The following is a 13,941-nucleotide window of genomic DNA, read 5'->3' as shown; positions in this document are numbered from 1 at the left end:
AGCTCCCCTTACGCGACCGCATCCGACGGGGGCGTGGTCGGCTCGATATTCACGAGCCAGGCCTTGAACTCCGGCGTCTCGGTGTTGGCATCGCCCACGACCGGCGTCAGCGAGTTCGGATGCCATCCTTTCTTGGTGTGGCCCATGAAGCCCCAGTGCTGCGGGATACCGACGACGTGGACGGGCTTGCCGTCGCAGATCAGCGGCTTGATCCGCTTGGTCACCATGGCCTTGGCCTTGAGCGAGCCGCGCTTCGACCAGACGCGGACCCAGCCGCCCCGGGCGATGCCCTTCTCCTTGGCGAGCTCCTCCGAGATCTCCACGAAGGCCTCCGGCTGAAGGATCGCGTTGATCCGGGCGTGCTTGGTCCAGCCGTGGAAGTGCTCGGTCAGCCGGTAGCTCGTCGCCGCGTAGGGGAACTCCTCCGCGGTACCGAGATCGGCCAAGTCGTCCTTGAAGATCCGGGACGCGGGCGCGCCCTTGATCTTCGGGAACGGGATGTTGGCCATCGGTGATTCGAACGGCTCGTAATGGGTCGGGAACGGCCCATCGCGCATCAGGCCCCGGGTCCACAGGCGGGCGACGCCCTCCTGGTTCAGGATGAACGGCCCGACACCCTTATCGGGGGCGACGGTGACGCCGTAATCCGGCACGTCGAAGCCGATCCACTGCTTGCCGTTCCACTCGATGAGCTTCTTCTTCTCCGACCACGGACGACCCTCGGGGTCGCACGAGGCGCGGTTGTAGAGCACGCGGCGGTTGGCCGGCCACGCGAAAGCCCAGTTCGGGGCGATGCCGCGGTCGCCGGGATCGGTATTGTCCCGGCGGGCCATGGTGTTGCCCTTCTCGGTGTAGCAGCCCGAGTAGATCCAGCAGCCGCAGGCGGTGGTGCCGTCATCCTTGAGCTGGGCGAAGCCGTCGACCTGCTTGCCCGCCGGGATGATGGTCCCGTTGAGATCCGGCGTCGGCGCCACCGTGTAGCCGTTGAGCTCGCGGGCGAGCTCCGTCGGCGTCGGCGACTCGGCAATCGCGTAGTCCCACTTCAGGTTGACGATCGCATCCGGGAACGCGCCGCCATCCCTCTTGTAGGCCGCCTTCATGCGGAGGAAGATCTCCGACATGATCTCGATGTCCGAGCGGCACTCGCCCGGCGGCTCCTGCGCCTGCCAGTGCCATTGCAGCCAGCGGCTGGAGTTCGAGAGCGAGCCTTCCTCCTCCACGAACAGGGTGGTCGGCAGCTCGAACACCTCGGTCTGGATCTGGGTCGGATCGACGTCGTTGTACTCGCCGTGGTTCTCCCAGAACCGCGCCGTCTCGGTCTTGAGCGGATCCATCACCACGATGAACTTCATCTTGGAGAAGGCTTCCGTCATCTTGGCGCGATTCGGGAACGACAGCAGGGGGTTGAAGCCCTGGATGACGTAGCCGGTCATCTTGCCCTGCTTGGCGAGTTCGAACCCGCGCAGCACGTCGTAGGTCGGCACATCGAGCTTGGGCAGGTAATCGTACGCCCAGTCGTTGTCCTTGGTGGCGTAATCGCCCCACATCGCCTTCTGGAACGAGACGAAGAACTTGTTGTAGTTCTGCCAGTAGCTCGTCTGTCCCGGACGCAGCGGCTTGAACTGCCGCTTGGCGACGTAGCTCGCGTAGGTCGGCTCCTTCTCCACCGGGATGTTGAGATAGCCCGGGATGAGGTTCGACATCAGCCCGATATCGGTCAGCCCCTGGATGTTGGAGTGACCGCGCAGGGCCTGCATGCCGCCGCCGAGCATGCCGATGTTGCCGAGCAGCGTCTGCACGATGCACATCGAGCGGATGTTCTGCGAGCCCTTGGAGTGGTGCGTCCAGCCGAGCGCGTAGAGCGACGCCATGGTGCGCTCCGGCGAAGACGTCGTCGCCATCAGCTCGCAGACCTTCAGGAAGGTCTCCTTGGGCGAGCCGCAGATCCGCTCGACCATCTCGGGCGTGTAGATCGCGATGTGCTTCTTCAGGAGCTGCATGACGCAGCGCGGATGCTGCATCGTCTCGTCGACCACGGCGTAGCCATCGGGACCGATCTCGTAGTCCCAGGTGGTCTTGTCGTAGTCGCGCTTGTCCGCGTCGTAGCCCGCGAACAGCCCTTCGCTGAAGTCGTAGCCCTCGCGGACCACGTACCCGGCGTTGGTGTAGGCGGACACGTAGCGGTGCTGCACCTTGTCGTTGTCGAGCAGGTACTTGGCCACGCCCGACAGGAAGGCGATGTCGGTCCCCTGCCGGATCGGGCAGTAGAGATCGGCCACCGACGCGGTGCGGGTGAAGCGCGGATCGACGACGATCAGCTTGGCATTGTTATGGGCTTTCGCCTCGACGACCCACTTGAAGCCGCAGGGGTGAGCTTCGGCGGCATTGCCGCCCATCACGGTAATCACGTCCGCGTGCTTGATGTCCATCCAGAGGTTGGTCATCGCACCGCGTCCGAAGGAGGGCGCCAAACTGGCGACCGACGGACCGTGTCAAACTCGGGCCTGATTATCGAAGACGAGGGCCCCCATGCTTCGGACTGTCTTGTAGGTCAGCCACGCCGTCTCGTTGGTGGTGGCCGAGGCGCCGAGGAAGCCCATCGTGGTCCAGCGGTTGACCGTGAGGTCGCCGTTCTTGGCCACGAAATTCTTGTCGCGATCCGCCTTCAGGAGCTCCGCGATCCGGTCGAGGGCGAAGTCCCAGGAGACCCGCTTGAACTCCGACGTGCCCGGGGCGCGATGGAGCGGGTACTTGGTGCGGGTCTCGGCATGCACGAAGTCGAGCAACGCTGAGCCCTTCGGGCAGAGCGTGCCGCGGTTGACCGGATGATCCGGGTCCCCCTCGATATGCATCACCGAGGAGCGCGCGTTCTTCGAACGGTCACCCAGGCTGTACAGGATGACGCCGCACGCCACCGAGCAGTACGGGCAGGTGTTGCGGGTCTCGCGCATCTGCGCGAGCTTGAAGGGCCGCACAGCGGCGGCCATGGCGGGCTCGAGTCCGCCGAATCCGAGTGCGCCCAGCGAGCCGCCCGCGAGACCGGCACCGGCCCCCTTGAGCAGGCCACGCCTTGAGACCTGGACCGTCATCTCCGCTCCATAAAGCGACTTGGTATAATTCCAGGGTGTCCCAAAAAAGCGTGCACGAGGCAAGTGCGGTTGCGTGACACAGACGTGACACGGCTCGAGCTGTGTTGCGGGCGACGCAGTACGTTCGCCCGTGCCGTTATCATCCTCTTAGGAAATGCCCTTTTTTACTTGCTCGGGACAGAGGGATTCGTGCCGGACGGGCTCGCCGTCCGGTGATCGAGGGGCGCCTGCGGCTCCGTGGCCGCGGTGCCGCCGGGATCCGCCTTGGGGACCGGACGGTCGGCGTTTTCCTTGATCGACTGGCCGCCGGGATTCGGCGCGTCCTTGGCGGCGGATTCCTCGCGGGGAACGGGGGCTTGGCTCCAGCCGTCCTGAGCGCTCCGCGACTTGTCGCCCATGGCGTCCACGCCCTTGATCTCACCGGGCTTCGTTTGGGCGAGACAGGGAGACCCGGCGAGGGCCGCGCCGAGGAACACCAACGTCGTCAGGGAGATCGGGCGGGACACGAGGAGGCTCCGGGCAGCTTGGTTGTCTCAAGGGCGGGGAACGTATCCCCCGGGGTGCCAGTTCCGGCCTGCGACAGCCCCTGCACAAACGCCGCGCCCATCCCCTACCCAGGGGCGGGCCTGTCCCGCATGGGAGGCAGTGACGGGTCCTTAACCAAGCTTTGCCAGTCTGTTGCGGAGCCGCCGTGGGGATGTCCGATCATGTCGAAGCCGCATCCCGAGCGTCCGGCTCCGCTGGAGGCCACGGCCGACGTGCCGCCCCTGGCCCCCGGAATCCGCCGCCATCTCGGCCGGACACTGCGTTCGCAATACGCCGATTCCCTCGCGGCGCCGGTGAGTCAGCGCCTGGAAGCGCTCATCGCGCAACTGGTGAAGCCGAAGGATTGACGGAGACGCGACCGATCACGGTCCGATTCCTGTCGGGTGGGCTTCGCGGCCGCCTCCCGCATCCCGACAGGATCCCGCAATTCGGTGTGCGCCATCGCACATCAGATCGTTCTTTCTGCGAAACTGCCTGAGACGCTCTGATTCTTCCCCGCATCCTGCGAGCGGGAGAAGATCCATGCGTTCCGCTCCCGTAGCACGCTGCGGATGCTTGCCTTCTCGCCAATTCCATCGATCTTGCGCTGGCCGACGGGCCCGGCAAGACAGTGCCCGCGGCTTGACATCGTTCGATAAAAAGAACGATTTCGCCTGTTCCCGGGGGGTTGTTCCCCTGTGGCGCGATGCGGCTGGCCGGGGATCGGACGAGATGACGAACGTTGTGGGTCGAGGGCACGCCGTCCGGGCGATCGGGCTATCCCTGCTGGCCGGCGCCGGCCTCTGGGCAGGCGTGGTGCAGGCCTCCGCCGAAACGGCCCTCCTGAACGTTTCCTACGATCCGACCCGGGAACTCTACCGGGAGATCAACGCCGTCTTCGCCGAGGACTGGAAGGCCAAGACCGGCGAGGCGATCACGGTCCGGGCGTCCCACGGCGGCTCGGGCGCGCAGGCGCGCACGGTGATCGACGGGGTCGACGCCGACGTCGTGACGCTCGGCATCCCCTCCGACATCGACGCCATCGCCAAGCTCACCCACAAGATCCCGGACGATTGGCGCAGCAAGCTGCCCAACACCGCCACGCCCTACACGTCGACGGTGGTGTTCCTCGTCCGCAAGGGCAACCCGAAGGGCGTCAAGGACTGGGCCGACCTCGTGAAGCCCGACGTCAAGGTGATCACCCCGAACCCGAAGACTTCGGCAGGCGGGCGCTGGAACTTCCTGGCGGCCTGGGGCTACGCCTTCAATCAGGACAAGGATGCCGCCAAGGCCGACGCCTTCGTGGGTCAGGTCTACAAGAACGTGCCGGTGCTCGACACCGGCGCCCGCGGCTCGACCGTGACCTTCGCGCAGCGCGGTCTCGGCGACGTGCTGCCGACCTGGGAAAACGAGGCCTATCTGGTCCTTCAGGAATTCGGCGCCGACAAGTTCGACATCGTCTCGCCGCCGACCTCGATCTACGCCGAGCCGCCGGTGGCCCTCGTGGCCACCAATGCCGAGCGTAAGGGCACGACGAAGGCCGCGCAGGCCTATCTCGACTTCCTCTACACCGACCGGGCCCAGGCGATCTTCGCCAAGCACCATTACCGGCCGATCAAGCGGGAGGCGGCGGCACCGGCCGACCTCGCGCAGCTGCCCGAGATCAAGCTGTTCAAGATCGAGGATCTGCAGGGCTCCTGGGACGAGATCCAGAAGCGGAACTTCGACGCCGGCGGCCTGTTCGACCGCTTGAGCCGCGCCGGCCGCTGAGGCTCCAGGATCATGGTCGAGACACCCCGTCCAAGGCGGACCTTCCGTCGACCGAGCGTGATTCCGGGCTTCGGGATCAGCTTCGGCTACACGCTGACCTGTCTCGGCCTGATCGTGCTGCTGCCGCTGGCCGGTCTGGTGGTGAAGGCCTCGGGGCTCGGTCTGTCCGGCATCTGGGATGTCGCCACCGATCCGCGGGTGGCGAGCGCCCTGCGGATCAGCTTCGGCGTCTCGGCCATCGCGGCGCTGGTGGCCTCCACGTTCGGCTTCCTCGTGGCCTGGGTGCTGACCCGCTACCGGTTCCCGGGGCGTAAGCTGGTCGACGCGGCCGTCGATCTGCCCTTCGCGTTGCCGACCGCGGTGGCCGGGATCGCGCTGGCCTCGCTCTACGCCCCGGACGGGCTGGTGGGTGCGCCGCTCGCCCGGCTCGGCATCCAGGTGGCCTACACGCCGATCGGCATCTTCATCGCCATGGTGTTCATCGGCCTGCCTTTCGCGGTGCGGACCGTGCAGCCGCTGATCGCCGAGATCGACAAGGAGATCGAGGAGGCCTCCGCCACCCTCGGGGCCACGCGGATCGCGACGCTGACCAAGGTCGTCCTTCCGCCGCTGATCCCGGCGGTGCTGACCGGCTTCGCCCTGGCCTTCGCCCGGGGGGTCGGCGAGTACGGCTCGATCATCTTCATCGCCGGCAACCTGCCCTACGTGTCGGAGATCGCGCCGTTGCTGATCGTGATCAAGCTGTCCGAGTTCGACTACGGCGGCGCGGCTGCGATCGCGACGATCATGCTCGGGATCTCGTTCCTGACGCTGCTCGCCATCAATCTCATCCAGGCCTGGTCACGGCGGCGGTTCGGCTATGTCTGAGATTTTCTCCCCGATCTCCGTGCCGGCCGCCAAGCCCGCCCAGGCCGCATCCGAGGGCGCCGCCACCCGCGGGGTGCTGATCGGGATCTCGGTCACCTTCCTGGCGCTGTTCCTGGTGTTGCCGCTGTTCGCGGTGTTCACCCAGGCCTTCTCGAAGGGGATCGGCGCCTTCCTGGATGCGTTCCGGGAGCCCGATGCCTGGAGCGCGATCCGACTGACGCTGACCGTGGCGGTGATCGCGGTGCCGTTCAACGTGGTGTTCGGGCTGGCGGCCTCCTGGGCGATCGCCAAGTTCGAGTTCCCCGGCAAGGCGCTGCTGATCACCCTGATCGACCTGCCGTTCTCGGTCTCGCCGGTGGTCTCCGGCATGATCTACGTGCTGCTGTTCGGGTCCCAGGGCCTGTTCGGCTCCTGGCTCATCGACCACGGGATCCAGATCCTGTTCGCGCTGCCCGGCATCGTGCTGGCGACGGTGTTCGTGACCTTCCCGTTCGTCGCCCGTGAGCTGATCCCGCTGATGCAGGAGCAGGGCACCGCCGAGGAGGAGGCGGCGCTGACGCTCGGCGCCTCGGGCCTCCACGTGTTCCGCACGGTGACGCTGCCCAATATCCGCTGGGGCCTGCTCTACAGCGTGCTCCTCTGCAATGCCCGGGCGATGGGCGAATTCGGAGCGGTGTCGGTGGTGTCGGGCCACATCCGCGGCCTGACCAACACCATCCCACTCCACGTGGAGATCCTCTACAATGAGTACAACTTCGTCGCCTCATTCGCCGTCGCTTCGCTCCTTGCCGTCCTTGCCCTCATCACCCTCGTCCTCAAATCCTTCCTCGAATGGCGCTTCGCCGGTGAACTCGCGCACGGCCGGGCACACTGACAGCCCCTTGGATCGCCCCTCCACGACGATCCGGGTCGAGAGCGTCTCGAAGACCTTCGACACGGCGGCGGTCCTGCACGACCTGTCCCTCGACGTGCGGGCGGGCGAGCTGATCGGCCTGCTGGGGCCCTCGGGCTCGGGCAAGACGACGCTGCTGCGGATCATCGCCGGGCTCGACGCGCCGGATCGCGGCCGGATCCTGTTCGGGGACGACGACGCGACCGGCCTCGCCGTGCAGGAGCGGGCGGTGGGCTTCGTGTTCCAGCACTACGCCCTGTTCAAGCACATGAGCGTGGCCGACAACATCGCCTACGGGCTGAACGCGCGCCGCCGCGCGGACCGTCCGGCCAAGGCCGAGATCAAGCGCCGGGTTGGCGACCTGCTCGACCTGATCCGCCTCTCGGGGTTCGGCGACCGCTACCCGTCGCAGCTCTCGGGCGGCCAGCGCCAGCGCGTCGCGCTCGCCCGGGCGCTCGCGGTCGAGCCGCGGGTGCTGCTGCTGGACGAGCCCTTCGGGGCGCTGGACGCCCAGGTGCGAAAAGACCTACGCCGCTGGCTGCGCGAGATCCACGACCGCACCGGCCAGACCACGATCTTCGTGACCCACGACCAGGACGAGGCGCTGGAGCTGTCCGACCGGGTGGCGGTGCTCGATCGCGGCCGCCTGGAGCAGGTCGGCACCCCCGACGAGGTGCAGGAGCACCCGGCCTCCGCCACGGTGATGAAGTTTCTGGGTGATTCCGTCGAGGTCGAGGCGATCGCCGAGGGCGGCCGGGTGCTGGTGCGCGGCCGGGAGACGCCCGTGGTAGCCCCGGCCGGCATCATCGGCCCGGTGAAGCTCTACGTCCGCCCCTGGCAGCTGCAGCTCGCCGAGGCCGAATCCGCGCACCTGTCCGGCACGGTGCGCAGCTCGTACCGGACGCAAGGGCGCCAGCGGATCGAGGTGGTGGATGCGGAGGGCCGCGTGCTCGCCGTGGAGGATTTCGATGGCGTCCGCCACCCGGCCGGGCACCCGGTGGGCCTGCGGATCAACGGGGGGCACGTGTTCGGGTGAGGCTCGCCAGCGCCAGCGCAGCATCCTAGGCTCCCGCTTATGACCGCACCGAGTCGCGAACCCGCCCCCGATGTCCTCGCCGCCATCGGCCAGACACCGCTGATCCGCCTGCGCCGGGCCTCCGAGGAGACCGGCTGCGCCATCTACGGCAAGGCCGAGTTCCTCAATCCCGGCCTGTCGGTGAAGGACCGTGCGGCGCTGTCCATCGTGCGGGACGCCGAGGCGAAGGGCCTGATCCGGCCGGGCGGCACCATCGTGGAGGGCACCGCCGGCAATACCGGCATCGGTCTCGCCCTGGTGGCCTCGGTGCGGGGCTACCGGACGCTGATCGTCATCCCGGTCACCCAATCCGAAGAGAAGAAGCAGACCCTGCGGCTCGCCGGCGTGCGCCTCGTCGAGGTGCCGGCGGTGCCGTTCGCCAACCCGAACAACTACGTCCATGTCGCCCGGCGGCTCGCCGAAAAGCTCGCCGCCACGGAGCCGGCGGGCGCCTTCTTCGCCGACCAGTTCGACAACGTCGCCAACCGGCAGGCGCACGTCGAGGGCACCGGCCCCGAGATCTGGGCGCAGACCGGCGGCCGGGTCGACGGCTTCGTCTGCTCGGCCGGGACCGGCGGCACGCTGGCCGGCACCGCGGAGGCGTTGCGGGCCCGCAACCCGCAGATCAAGATCGCGCTCTCGGATCCGGAGGGCTCGGCCCTCTACGCGCACTACACGACCGGCACCCTGAAGGCCGAGGGCTCCTCGATCACCGAGGGGATCGGCCAGGGCCGGATCACCAAGAACCTCGATGGCTTCACCCCGGACCATGCCTTCCGCATCCCGGACCGCGAGGCCCTCGACCTCGTCTTCGGCTTGATGCGAGAGGAGGGGCTGTCGCTCGGCGGCTCGTCGGGGATCAACGTCGCCGGCGCGATCCGGCTGGCCCGGGAACTCGGGCCCGGCCACACCATCGTGACGATCCTGTGCGACGGGGCGGCGCGCTACGCCTCGAAGTTGTTCAACCCGGCCTTCCTTGCCGAGCGCAACCTGCCGGTACCGGGCTGGCTCGACGCCCCGCAGGATCCGCTACCCGACTGGCACGCCTGAGACTCAAGGCCTCATCCGTATTTTTCTCACAAAAGCTGAGGCGGCGATTGAACGGAACGGAATGTCGCAGCGTTTGAACGGTCACGCTCGCACCAGACGCGACCGTTCGGAGTTCTCGCCAGATGTCCCTTGTTACCATCCTCCTCATCATCCTGATCATCCTGGCCTTCGGCGGCGGCGGCTTCCTCGGCGGCGGCGCCTATCGCGGTCCGGGCTTCGGCCTCGGTGGCATCCTGCTGATCGTCCTGATCGTCCTGCTGGCCACCGGCCGGCTTTAAGCCGCGGCGTCGTTCCCGGCCGCCTCGTGGCCGGGAACGACCTCCGATCCAGGTTTCGAAAGGTCGAGACCTTTTGTGGGTCCAGGGCAGAGCCCAAGTCGTTCTCCAAGTCGCTCTCTCCGAGCCCTGCCCTGAGCACCCGCGACCCCTAGCGGCAGACGATCCTCACCACCGCCGGCGCGAATGCCCCGGGCCCACCGTCCGAGGGCGTCTTCGCTTCGGCGATGCCCTGGCCGGCGAGGAAGGCGGTGATCGCCCCGGCCGGTACCAGCGGCAGCCGCGCGGGAGGCACGATCCCGGCGACCCGGCGAGGCGCGGCCGGGTAACGGGCGATCAGCCCGACGAGCCGTCCGGACCGGTCGAGCACCGGCGCACCGGCCGCGCCCGGCTGAAGGGCCGCGACGACATCGCCCGCGACGGCGCTTCCGGGGGCGGCCACGATTCCGTCCGGGCTCGGCGCGAGGGCGATCAGGTTATCCTCGGCGCCGACCGGTTCCGTCCGTGCCACAGGCCGGATCGGCGCGGGTGCCCCGGGCGCATCGAGCAGCGCGAGGCCGGAGGGGTCGGCGGCGAGCTTGCGGGCCGGCGCCGCGCCGATGCGGGGCGCGGCACAGCCCTCCAGCATTGCGGAGGCCGTGAGCACCCGGCCCGGCGCCACCGTGAGGCCGGCGCCCGCCACGGCAGGATCCTGCGCCACGATCGCGCCGGTCTCGGGGCGGGCCGGGGCCGATGGAATCGCGGCGACAGGGGCAGGCGCGGCGGCTTCCGGGAACGGCACGAAGGCATTCGCCACCGCGATCACCAGCCGATCGACCTCCGGCGCCAGGGCTTTGTCGTAGCCGAACAGGAAGCCGCGCACGCCCGCCGGCCCGGCGGCGTAGCGGATATAGGACAGGCCGGCCCCGGTCTCGGCGGTCACCACCACGACGTCGGGCCGCTTCAACTTGTAGGTCACCTTGCGGCTCGGCAGCGGCGCGGTCGCCTTCTCGAACAGGGTGTCGAGGGTCTCGGCCTCCGGCGGATAGGCGCGGGTCTCCAGGGTGACGCGCCCGTCCGGGCTCTGCCAGCGCGTGCCGGAGGCCAGGGCGGTGCGCTTCGACAGCAGGCGCTCCGGCACCCCCATCACCGCAGAGCTGCCGGGATCCGGGGCGATCCGGAAGCGCGCCGCATTCCGGGCCGCCGCCCCCGCCCCCAGCAGGGCCGCCCGGCCGCGCGGATCGAGGGGATCGGCGCTCTGGGTGCGGGCGCGATAGGCGTTGAGCGCCTCGAAGGTCCGGCGCCCGAACGCGCCCGACACCACGGCGTTGAAGCCGCCGGTCCAGACGAGGGCGTCCTGGATCGCCTTCCGTTCCGGCTCGGGCAGCGCCTCGAACGCCGCCTTCGCGCCCTCGAAGGCGGGATCGGCCGGCGCCGCGCGGGACGGCCGCGGCTGGTCCTGCGCGGCGGCGGGTCCGGTGGCGAGCAGAAGTGCCAGCAGAGCCGCAGCTTGCCGGCGGCCTGCCCCCGGCAAACGACCCCACCGCGACGCACCCGAAGCCATGACCGCCCTCCCCGATCGGAATCACCCGGATCCTGGCAGAGGCGTCCGGGGCGGACCAGATCGAATCCGTGGGGTTACGGCACCAGACCGCGGTGCGCCCGCCGCCGGGATGCGCTACAGGGCGGATGTCCGGCCCGCGGCGGCAGCCGGACAGCCCGATCGGCCCTCCGGCCACGCGATGCCGCCACGGTTCGACGCGGAGCCCGGCATGACCGATGCGAGCAACACCTTCAAGAAGGCGCCCAAGCGCAAGCCCGCCAAGGGCAAGAGCGTCAGCGTCTCCCCCGAAATGCGGCAGGCCTATGCCGACCTGATCCGCGAGCGCGCGGAGAAGCAGGAGGTCTACGGCCGCCACCTGCCGCAGGACGAATCGCGGCGGCGTTGAGCGCTGCAAATCGGGGACTTGGAGCCGGTTCGACCTGGAACCCGGGTTTCCAAAGGGCTTGCCCTTTGGCGGGTTCTTAGGGCGGGGCCCTGAGATCTTGACCAGGGCTCCGCCCCGGACCCGCGAAAGGTCTCGACCTTTCGAAACCGGGACTTGGGCCCGGCGCGGGATGCAGGCTCCGGCCCTATCCGAAGCCGTAGAGCCGGCGCGGATTGTCGACGAAGACCTGCCTGCGCCGGTCCTCGTCCGGCACCCAGTCGGCCATCAGGTCGAGGAGCGTCGTGGTCCGCGGCGGCCCATCCCAGGCCGCGACGTGCGGCCAGTCCGAGCCCCAGAGGCAGCGTTCCGGGGCGGCCTCATTGAGGGCGCGGGCGAAGGGGATCGTGTCGGCGTAGGGCGGCCCGGTGACGGAATCGCGGAAGGCGCCCGAGAGCTTCACCCAGTTCCCGTCGGCGACGAGGCCGAGCAGCGCCCGGAAGCCCGGATGGTCCACGCCGGCCGAGGTCGGCATGTGCCCCATATGGTCGAAGACCAGCGGCACCGGCAGCCGGGACAGGCGACCGGCGATCGGCGGCAGGTCCCGGGCATCGAGCAGGAACTGGAGATGCCAACCCATCTCCCGGGCAAGCGCCCCGTAGGACTCGACCGCGTCGAGACCGACCCCGCCGCCGAACAGCACGTTCAGCCGCAGGCCGACCACGCCGGCTTCCTTCAGGGCGGCGAGGTCCGCGTCGGGCAGGCCGAGCGGGATCACCGCGATGCCGCGCAGGCGCTGCCGGTTGGCGCGCAGGGTCTCGACCATCAGCCGGTTGTCGGTGCCGTGGACGCTGACCTGCACCAGCACGCCGTTGGCCATGCCGGTCCCGTCGAGCATCGCGAGATAGGCCTCTGCCGGGGCCGCCGGAGGCGTGTAGCTGCGGTCCGGCACCAGCGGATAGGCGGGCGGCAGGCCGATGACGTGGGCGTGGGTGTCGACCGCGCCCGCCGGCACGGCGTAGCGGGTCGGACCGCCCGGATGCGGGTCCGGGGCTGGGCAGTCTCGGATCTCGGGCATGATCAGCTATCCGCGTGCAGGACCTTGCCGCGCGTCTCGGGCAGCGCGAAGGCCGCCACGAAGAACACCCCGTAGGCGACCGCCGCGAAGATCGCGATCGCCGAGGCGAGGCCGACGCGCTCGGAGATATAACCCACGAGCGCCGGGAACAGGGCGCCGATGCCCCGGCCGAAATTGTAGCAGAACCCCTGCCCCGAGCCGCGCAGGCGGGTTGGGTACAGTTCGGTCAGGAAGGCGCCCATGCCGGAGAAATAGCCCGAGGCGAAGAAACCCAGCGGGAAGCCCAGCACCCAGAGCACGCCGTTCGAGAGCGGGATCTGCGTGTAGGCCACCACCACCGCGATGGCGCCGAGCGAGAAGATCAGGAACAGCGGCCGCCGGCCCAGGCGGTCGGCGAGCCACGCGCCGACCAGATAGCCGGCGAACGAGCCGATGATCAGCGCCGAGAGGTAGCCGGTGGAGGAGACGATCGACAGGTGGCGCTCGGTGGTGAGGAAGCGCGGCACCCAGGTGGTGATGGCGTAATAGCCGCCCTGGCAGCCCGCCGCCGCCAGGGAGGCGAGCAGAGTCGTCTTCAGGATCGGGCCGGAAAAGATCTCCCAGATCTGCGGCCGGTCGCCGGCGGCCGCCGCCCGGGCCCGGGTCTCGGCGGCGACCTTCGGCTCCTCGACATAGCGGCGCAGGTAGAAGATCAGCAGAGCCGGCAGGGCGCCGACCGCGAACATCCAGCGCCACGCGGTCTCGGGCGGCAGGAGCGAGAACAGCACCGCCTGCGACAGCACCGCGAGCCCCCAGCCGATCGCCCAGCCCGATTGCACCGAGCCGACCGCCCGACCGCGATACTCGGCTCGGATCGTCTCGCCGATCAGCACAGCGCCGGCCGCCCACTCGCCGCCGAAGCCGAGGCCGAGGATCGCCCGGGCGATGAGCAACTGCTCGAAATTCTGCACGAAGGCGCAGAGCAGCGAGAACACCGAGAACCACAGGATCGTGATCTGGAGGGTGAGAACACGGCCGATCCGGTCTGCGACGAAGCCCGCGAGCCAGCCGCCGAGCGCCGAGGCCAGCAGCGTCACCGTGGCGGCGAGCCCGGCCGTGCCGGAATCCACGTGCCACAGGCTCATGATCGTTCCGATCACCAGCGGGTAGATCATGAAATCCATGCCGTCGAGGCACCAGCCGGCGGCGCACGCCCAGAAGGTGTGCCGCTCCAGCGGCGTCATCGAGCGGTAAAAAGCGGTGAGGCTGGCGTCGTGGATCTCGACCGCCTCGACGCGTCCATCGCCCTGCCCGGTGGCCGTACTCATACACCCTCCCCTGCCGTCCGATACCAGTATCGGCGTGCCAGGCGGCGCTGTCCAACGCCACGGGGGTCCCTGGCAAGAAAAAAGGCCGCCCGAAGGCGGCCTTTCCTGA

The 13,941-nt window shown here is 68.9% G+C and carries 13 protein-coding genes; 8 read left to right on the top strand and 5 right to left on the bottom strand.

The features are described from left to right. Nucleotides 1-8 precede the first annotated feature (8 nt). Nucleotides 9-3,089, bottom strand: coding sequence for a formate dehydrogenase-N subunit alpha (gene fdnG / locus MKK84_RS11600; protein WP_243919852.1), 3,081 nt, complete (start codon nt 3,087-3,089; stop codon nt 9-11). 164 nt (nt 3,090-3,253) lie between these two features. Continuing rightward, nucleotides 3,254-3,595: a hypothetical protein gene (locus MKK84_RS11595; RefSeq protein ID WP_243919850.1), complete on the bottom strand. Its 342-nt coding sequence runs from the start codon at nt 3,593-3,595 to the stop codon at nt 3,254-3,256. 201 nt (nt 3,596-3,796) lie between these two features. On the opposite strand from MKK84_RS11595, the gene MKK84_RS11590 reads away from it, so the two are divergent. The 7 genes from MKK84_RS11590 (at nt 3,797) to MKK84_RS11560 (ending at nt 9,546) form a co-directional block, all read left to right on the top strand. Further along, nucleotides 3,797-3,982, top strand: a complete 186-nt coding sequence (locus tag MKK84_RS11590) for a hypothetical protein (protein WP_243919848.1) — start codon at nt 3,797-3,799, stop codon at nt 3,980-3,982. Nucleotides 3,983-4,346: 364 nt separating this feature from the next. Next, nucleotides 4,347-5,384, top strand: coding sequence for a sulfate ABC transporter substrate-binding protein (locus MKK84_RS11585; protein ID WP_243919847.1), 1,038 nt, complete (start codon nt 4,347-4,349; stop codon nt 5,382-5,384). 12 nt (nt 5,385-5,396) lie between these two features. Beyond that, nucleotides 5,397-6,251, top strand: coding sequence for a sulfate ABC transporter permease subunit CysT (cysT, locus tag MKK84_RS11580; RefSeq protein ID WP_243919846.1), 855 nt, complete (start codon nt 5,397-5,399; stop codon nt 6,249-6,251). Beyond that, nucleotides 6,244-7,125, top strand: a complete 882-nt coding sequence (cysW, locus tag MKK84_RS11575; RefSeq protein ID WP_243919845.1) for a sulfate ABC transporter permease subunit CysW — start codon at nt 6,244-6,246, stop codon at nt 7,123-7,125. The genes cysT and cysW overlap by 8 nt, the downstream gene beginning before the upstream one ends. Before the next feature lie 28 nt (nt 7,126-7,153). After that, entirely contained in the window at nt 7,154-8,179 is a 1,026-nt protein-coding gene (locus MKK84_RS11570) for a sulfate ABC transporter ATP-binding protein (protein ID WP_313899331.1), read from the top strand. 39 nt (nt 8,180-8,218) lie between these two features. Then, nucleotides 8,219-9,268, top strand: a complete 1,050-nt coding sequence (locus MKK84_RS11565) for a cysteine synthase A (RefSeq protein ID WP_243919843.1) — start codon at nt 8,219-8,221, stop codon at nt 9,266-9,268. Between the two features lie 122 nt (nt 9,269-9,390). Further along, entirely contained in the window at nt 9,391-9,546 is a 156-nt protein-coding gene (locus MKK84_RS11560; RefSeq protein WP_085987623.1) for a DUF3309 domain-containing protein, read from the top strand. A 148-nt stretch (nt 9,547-9,694) separates the two neighbouring features. On the opposite strand, the gene MKK84_RS11555 is transcribed toward MKK84_RS11560, so the two are convergent. Continuing rightward, on the bottom strand, nt 9,695-11,086 hold the full coding sequence (locus MKK84_RS11555; protein ID WP_243919842.1) for a serine protease: 1,392 nt from the start codon (nt 11,084-11,086) through the stop codon (nt 9,695-9,697). 208 nt (nt 11,087-11,294) lie between these two features. Here MKK84_RS11555 and MKK84_RS11550 point away from each other — a divergent pair, with 208 nt between their 5' ends. Then, nucleotides 11,295-11,471, top strand: coding sequence for a hypothetical protein (locus tag MKK84_RS11550; protein WP_243919840.1), 177 nt, complete (start codon nt 11,295-11,297; stop codon nt 11,469-11,471). Between the two features lie 184 nt (nt 11,472-11,655). Here MKK84_RS11550 and MKK84_RS11545 read toward each other — a convergent pair whose 3' ends face one another. After that, nucleotides 11,656-12,525: an amidohydrolase family protein gene (locus tag MKK84_RS11545; protein WP_243919838.1), complete on the bottom strand. Its 870-nt coding sequence runs from the start codon at nt 12,523-12,525 to the stop codon at nt 11,656-11,658. Nucleotides 12,526-12,527: 2 nt separating this feature from the next. After that, nucleotides 12,528-13,832 (bottom strand): MFS transporter, encoded by a 1,305-nt coding sequence (locus MKK84_RS11540; protein ID WP_243919836.1) that lies wholly within the window; start codon nt 13,830-13,832, stop codon nt 12,528-12,530. Between the last annotated feature and the right edge of the window lie 109 nt (nt 13,833-13,941).

It is taken from the genome of Methylobacterium sp. E-065 (assembly GCF_022829605.1).
Taxonomy (GTDB): domain Bacteria; phylum Pseudomonadota; class Alphaproteobacteria; order Rhizobiales; family Beijerinckiaceae; genus Methylobacterium.
Note: the sequence above shows the minus strand (reverse complement) of the source record. Positions and strands in the feature narration are given on the sequence as shown.

Coding starts and splice junctions, on each gene's coding strand:
- MKK84_RS11590 (WP_243919848.1), top strand. CDS start 3,797: ATGTCGAAGCCGCATCCCGAGCGTCCGGCTCCGCTGGAGGCCACGGCC.
- MKK84_RS11585 (WP_243919847.1), top strand. CDS start 4,347: ATGACGAACGTTGTGGGTCGAGGGCACGCCGTCCGGGCGATCGGGCTA.
- cysT (WP_243919846.1), top strand. CDS start 5,397: ATGGTCGAGACACCCCGTCCAAGGCGGACCTTCCGTCGACCGAGCGTG.
- cysW (WP_243919845.1), top strand. CDS start 6,244: ATGTCTGAGATTTTCTCCCCGATCTCCGTGCCGGCCGCCAAGCCCGCC.
- MKK84_RS11565 (WP_243919843.1), top strand. CDS start 8,219: ATGACCGCACCGAGTCGCGAACCCGCCCCCGATGTCCTCGCCGCCATC.
- MKK84_RS11560 (WP_085987623.1), top strand. CDS start 9,391: ATGTCCCTTGTTACCATCCTCCTCATCATCCTGATCATCCTGGCCTTC.
- MKK84_RS11555 (WP_243919842.1), bottom strand. CDS start 11,086: ATGGCTTCGGGTGCGTCGCGGTGGGGTCGTTTGCCGGGGGCAGGCCGC.
- MKK84_RS11550 (WP_243919840.1), top strand. CDS start 11,295: ATGACCGATGCGAGCAACACCTTCAAGAAGGCGCCCAAGCGCAAGCCC.
- MKK84_RS11545 (WP_243919838.1), bottom strand. CDS start 12,525: ATGCCCGAGATCCGAGACTGCCCAGCCCCGGACCCGCATCCGGGCGGT.
- MKK84_RS11540 (WP_243919836.1), bottom strand. CDS start 13,832: ATGAGTACGGCCACCGGGCAGGGCGATGGACGCGTCGAGGCGGTCGAG.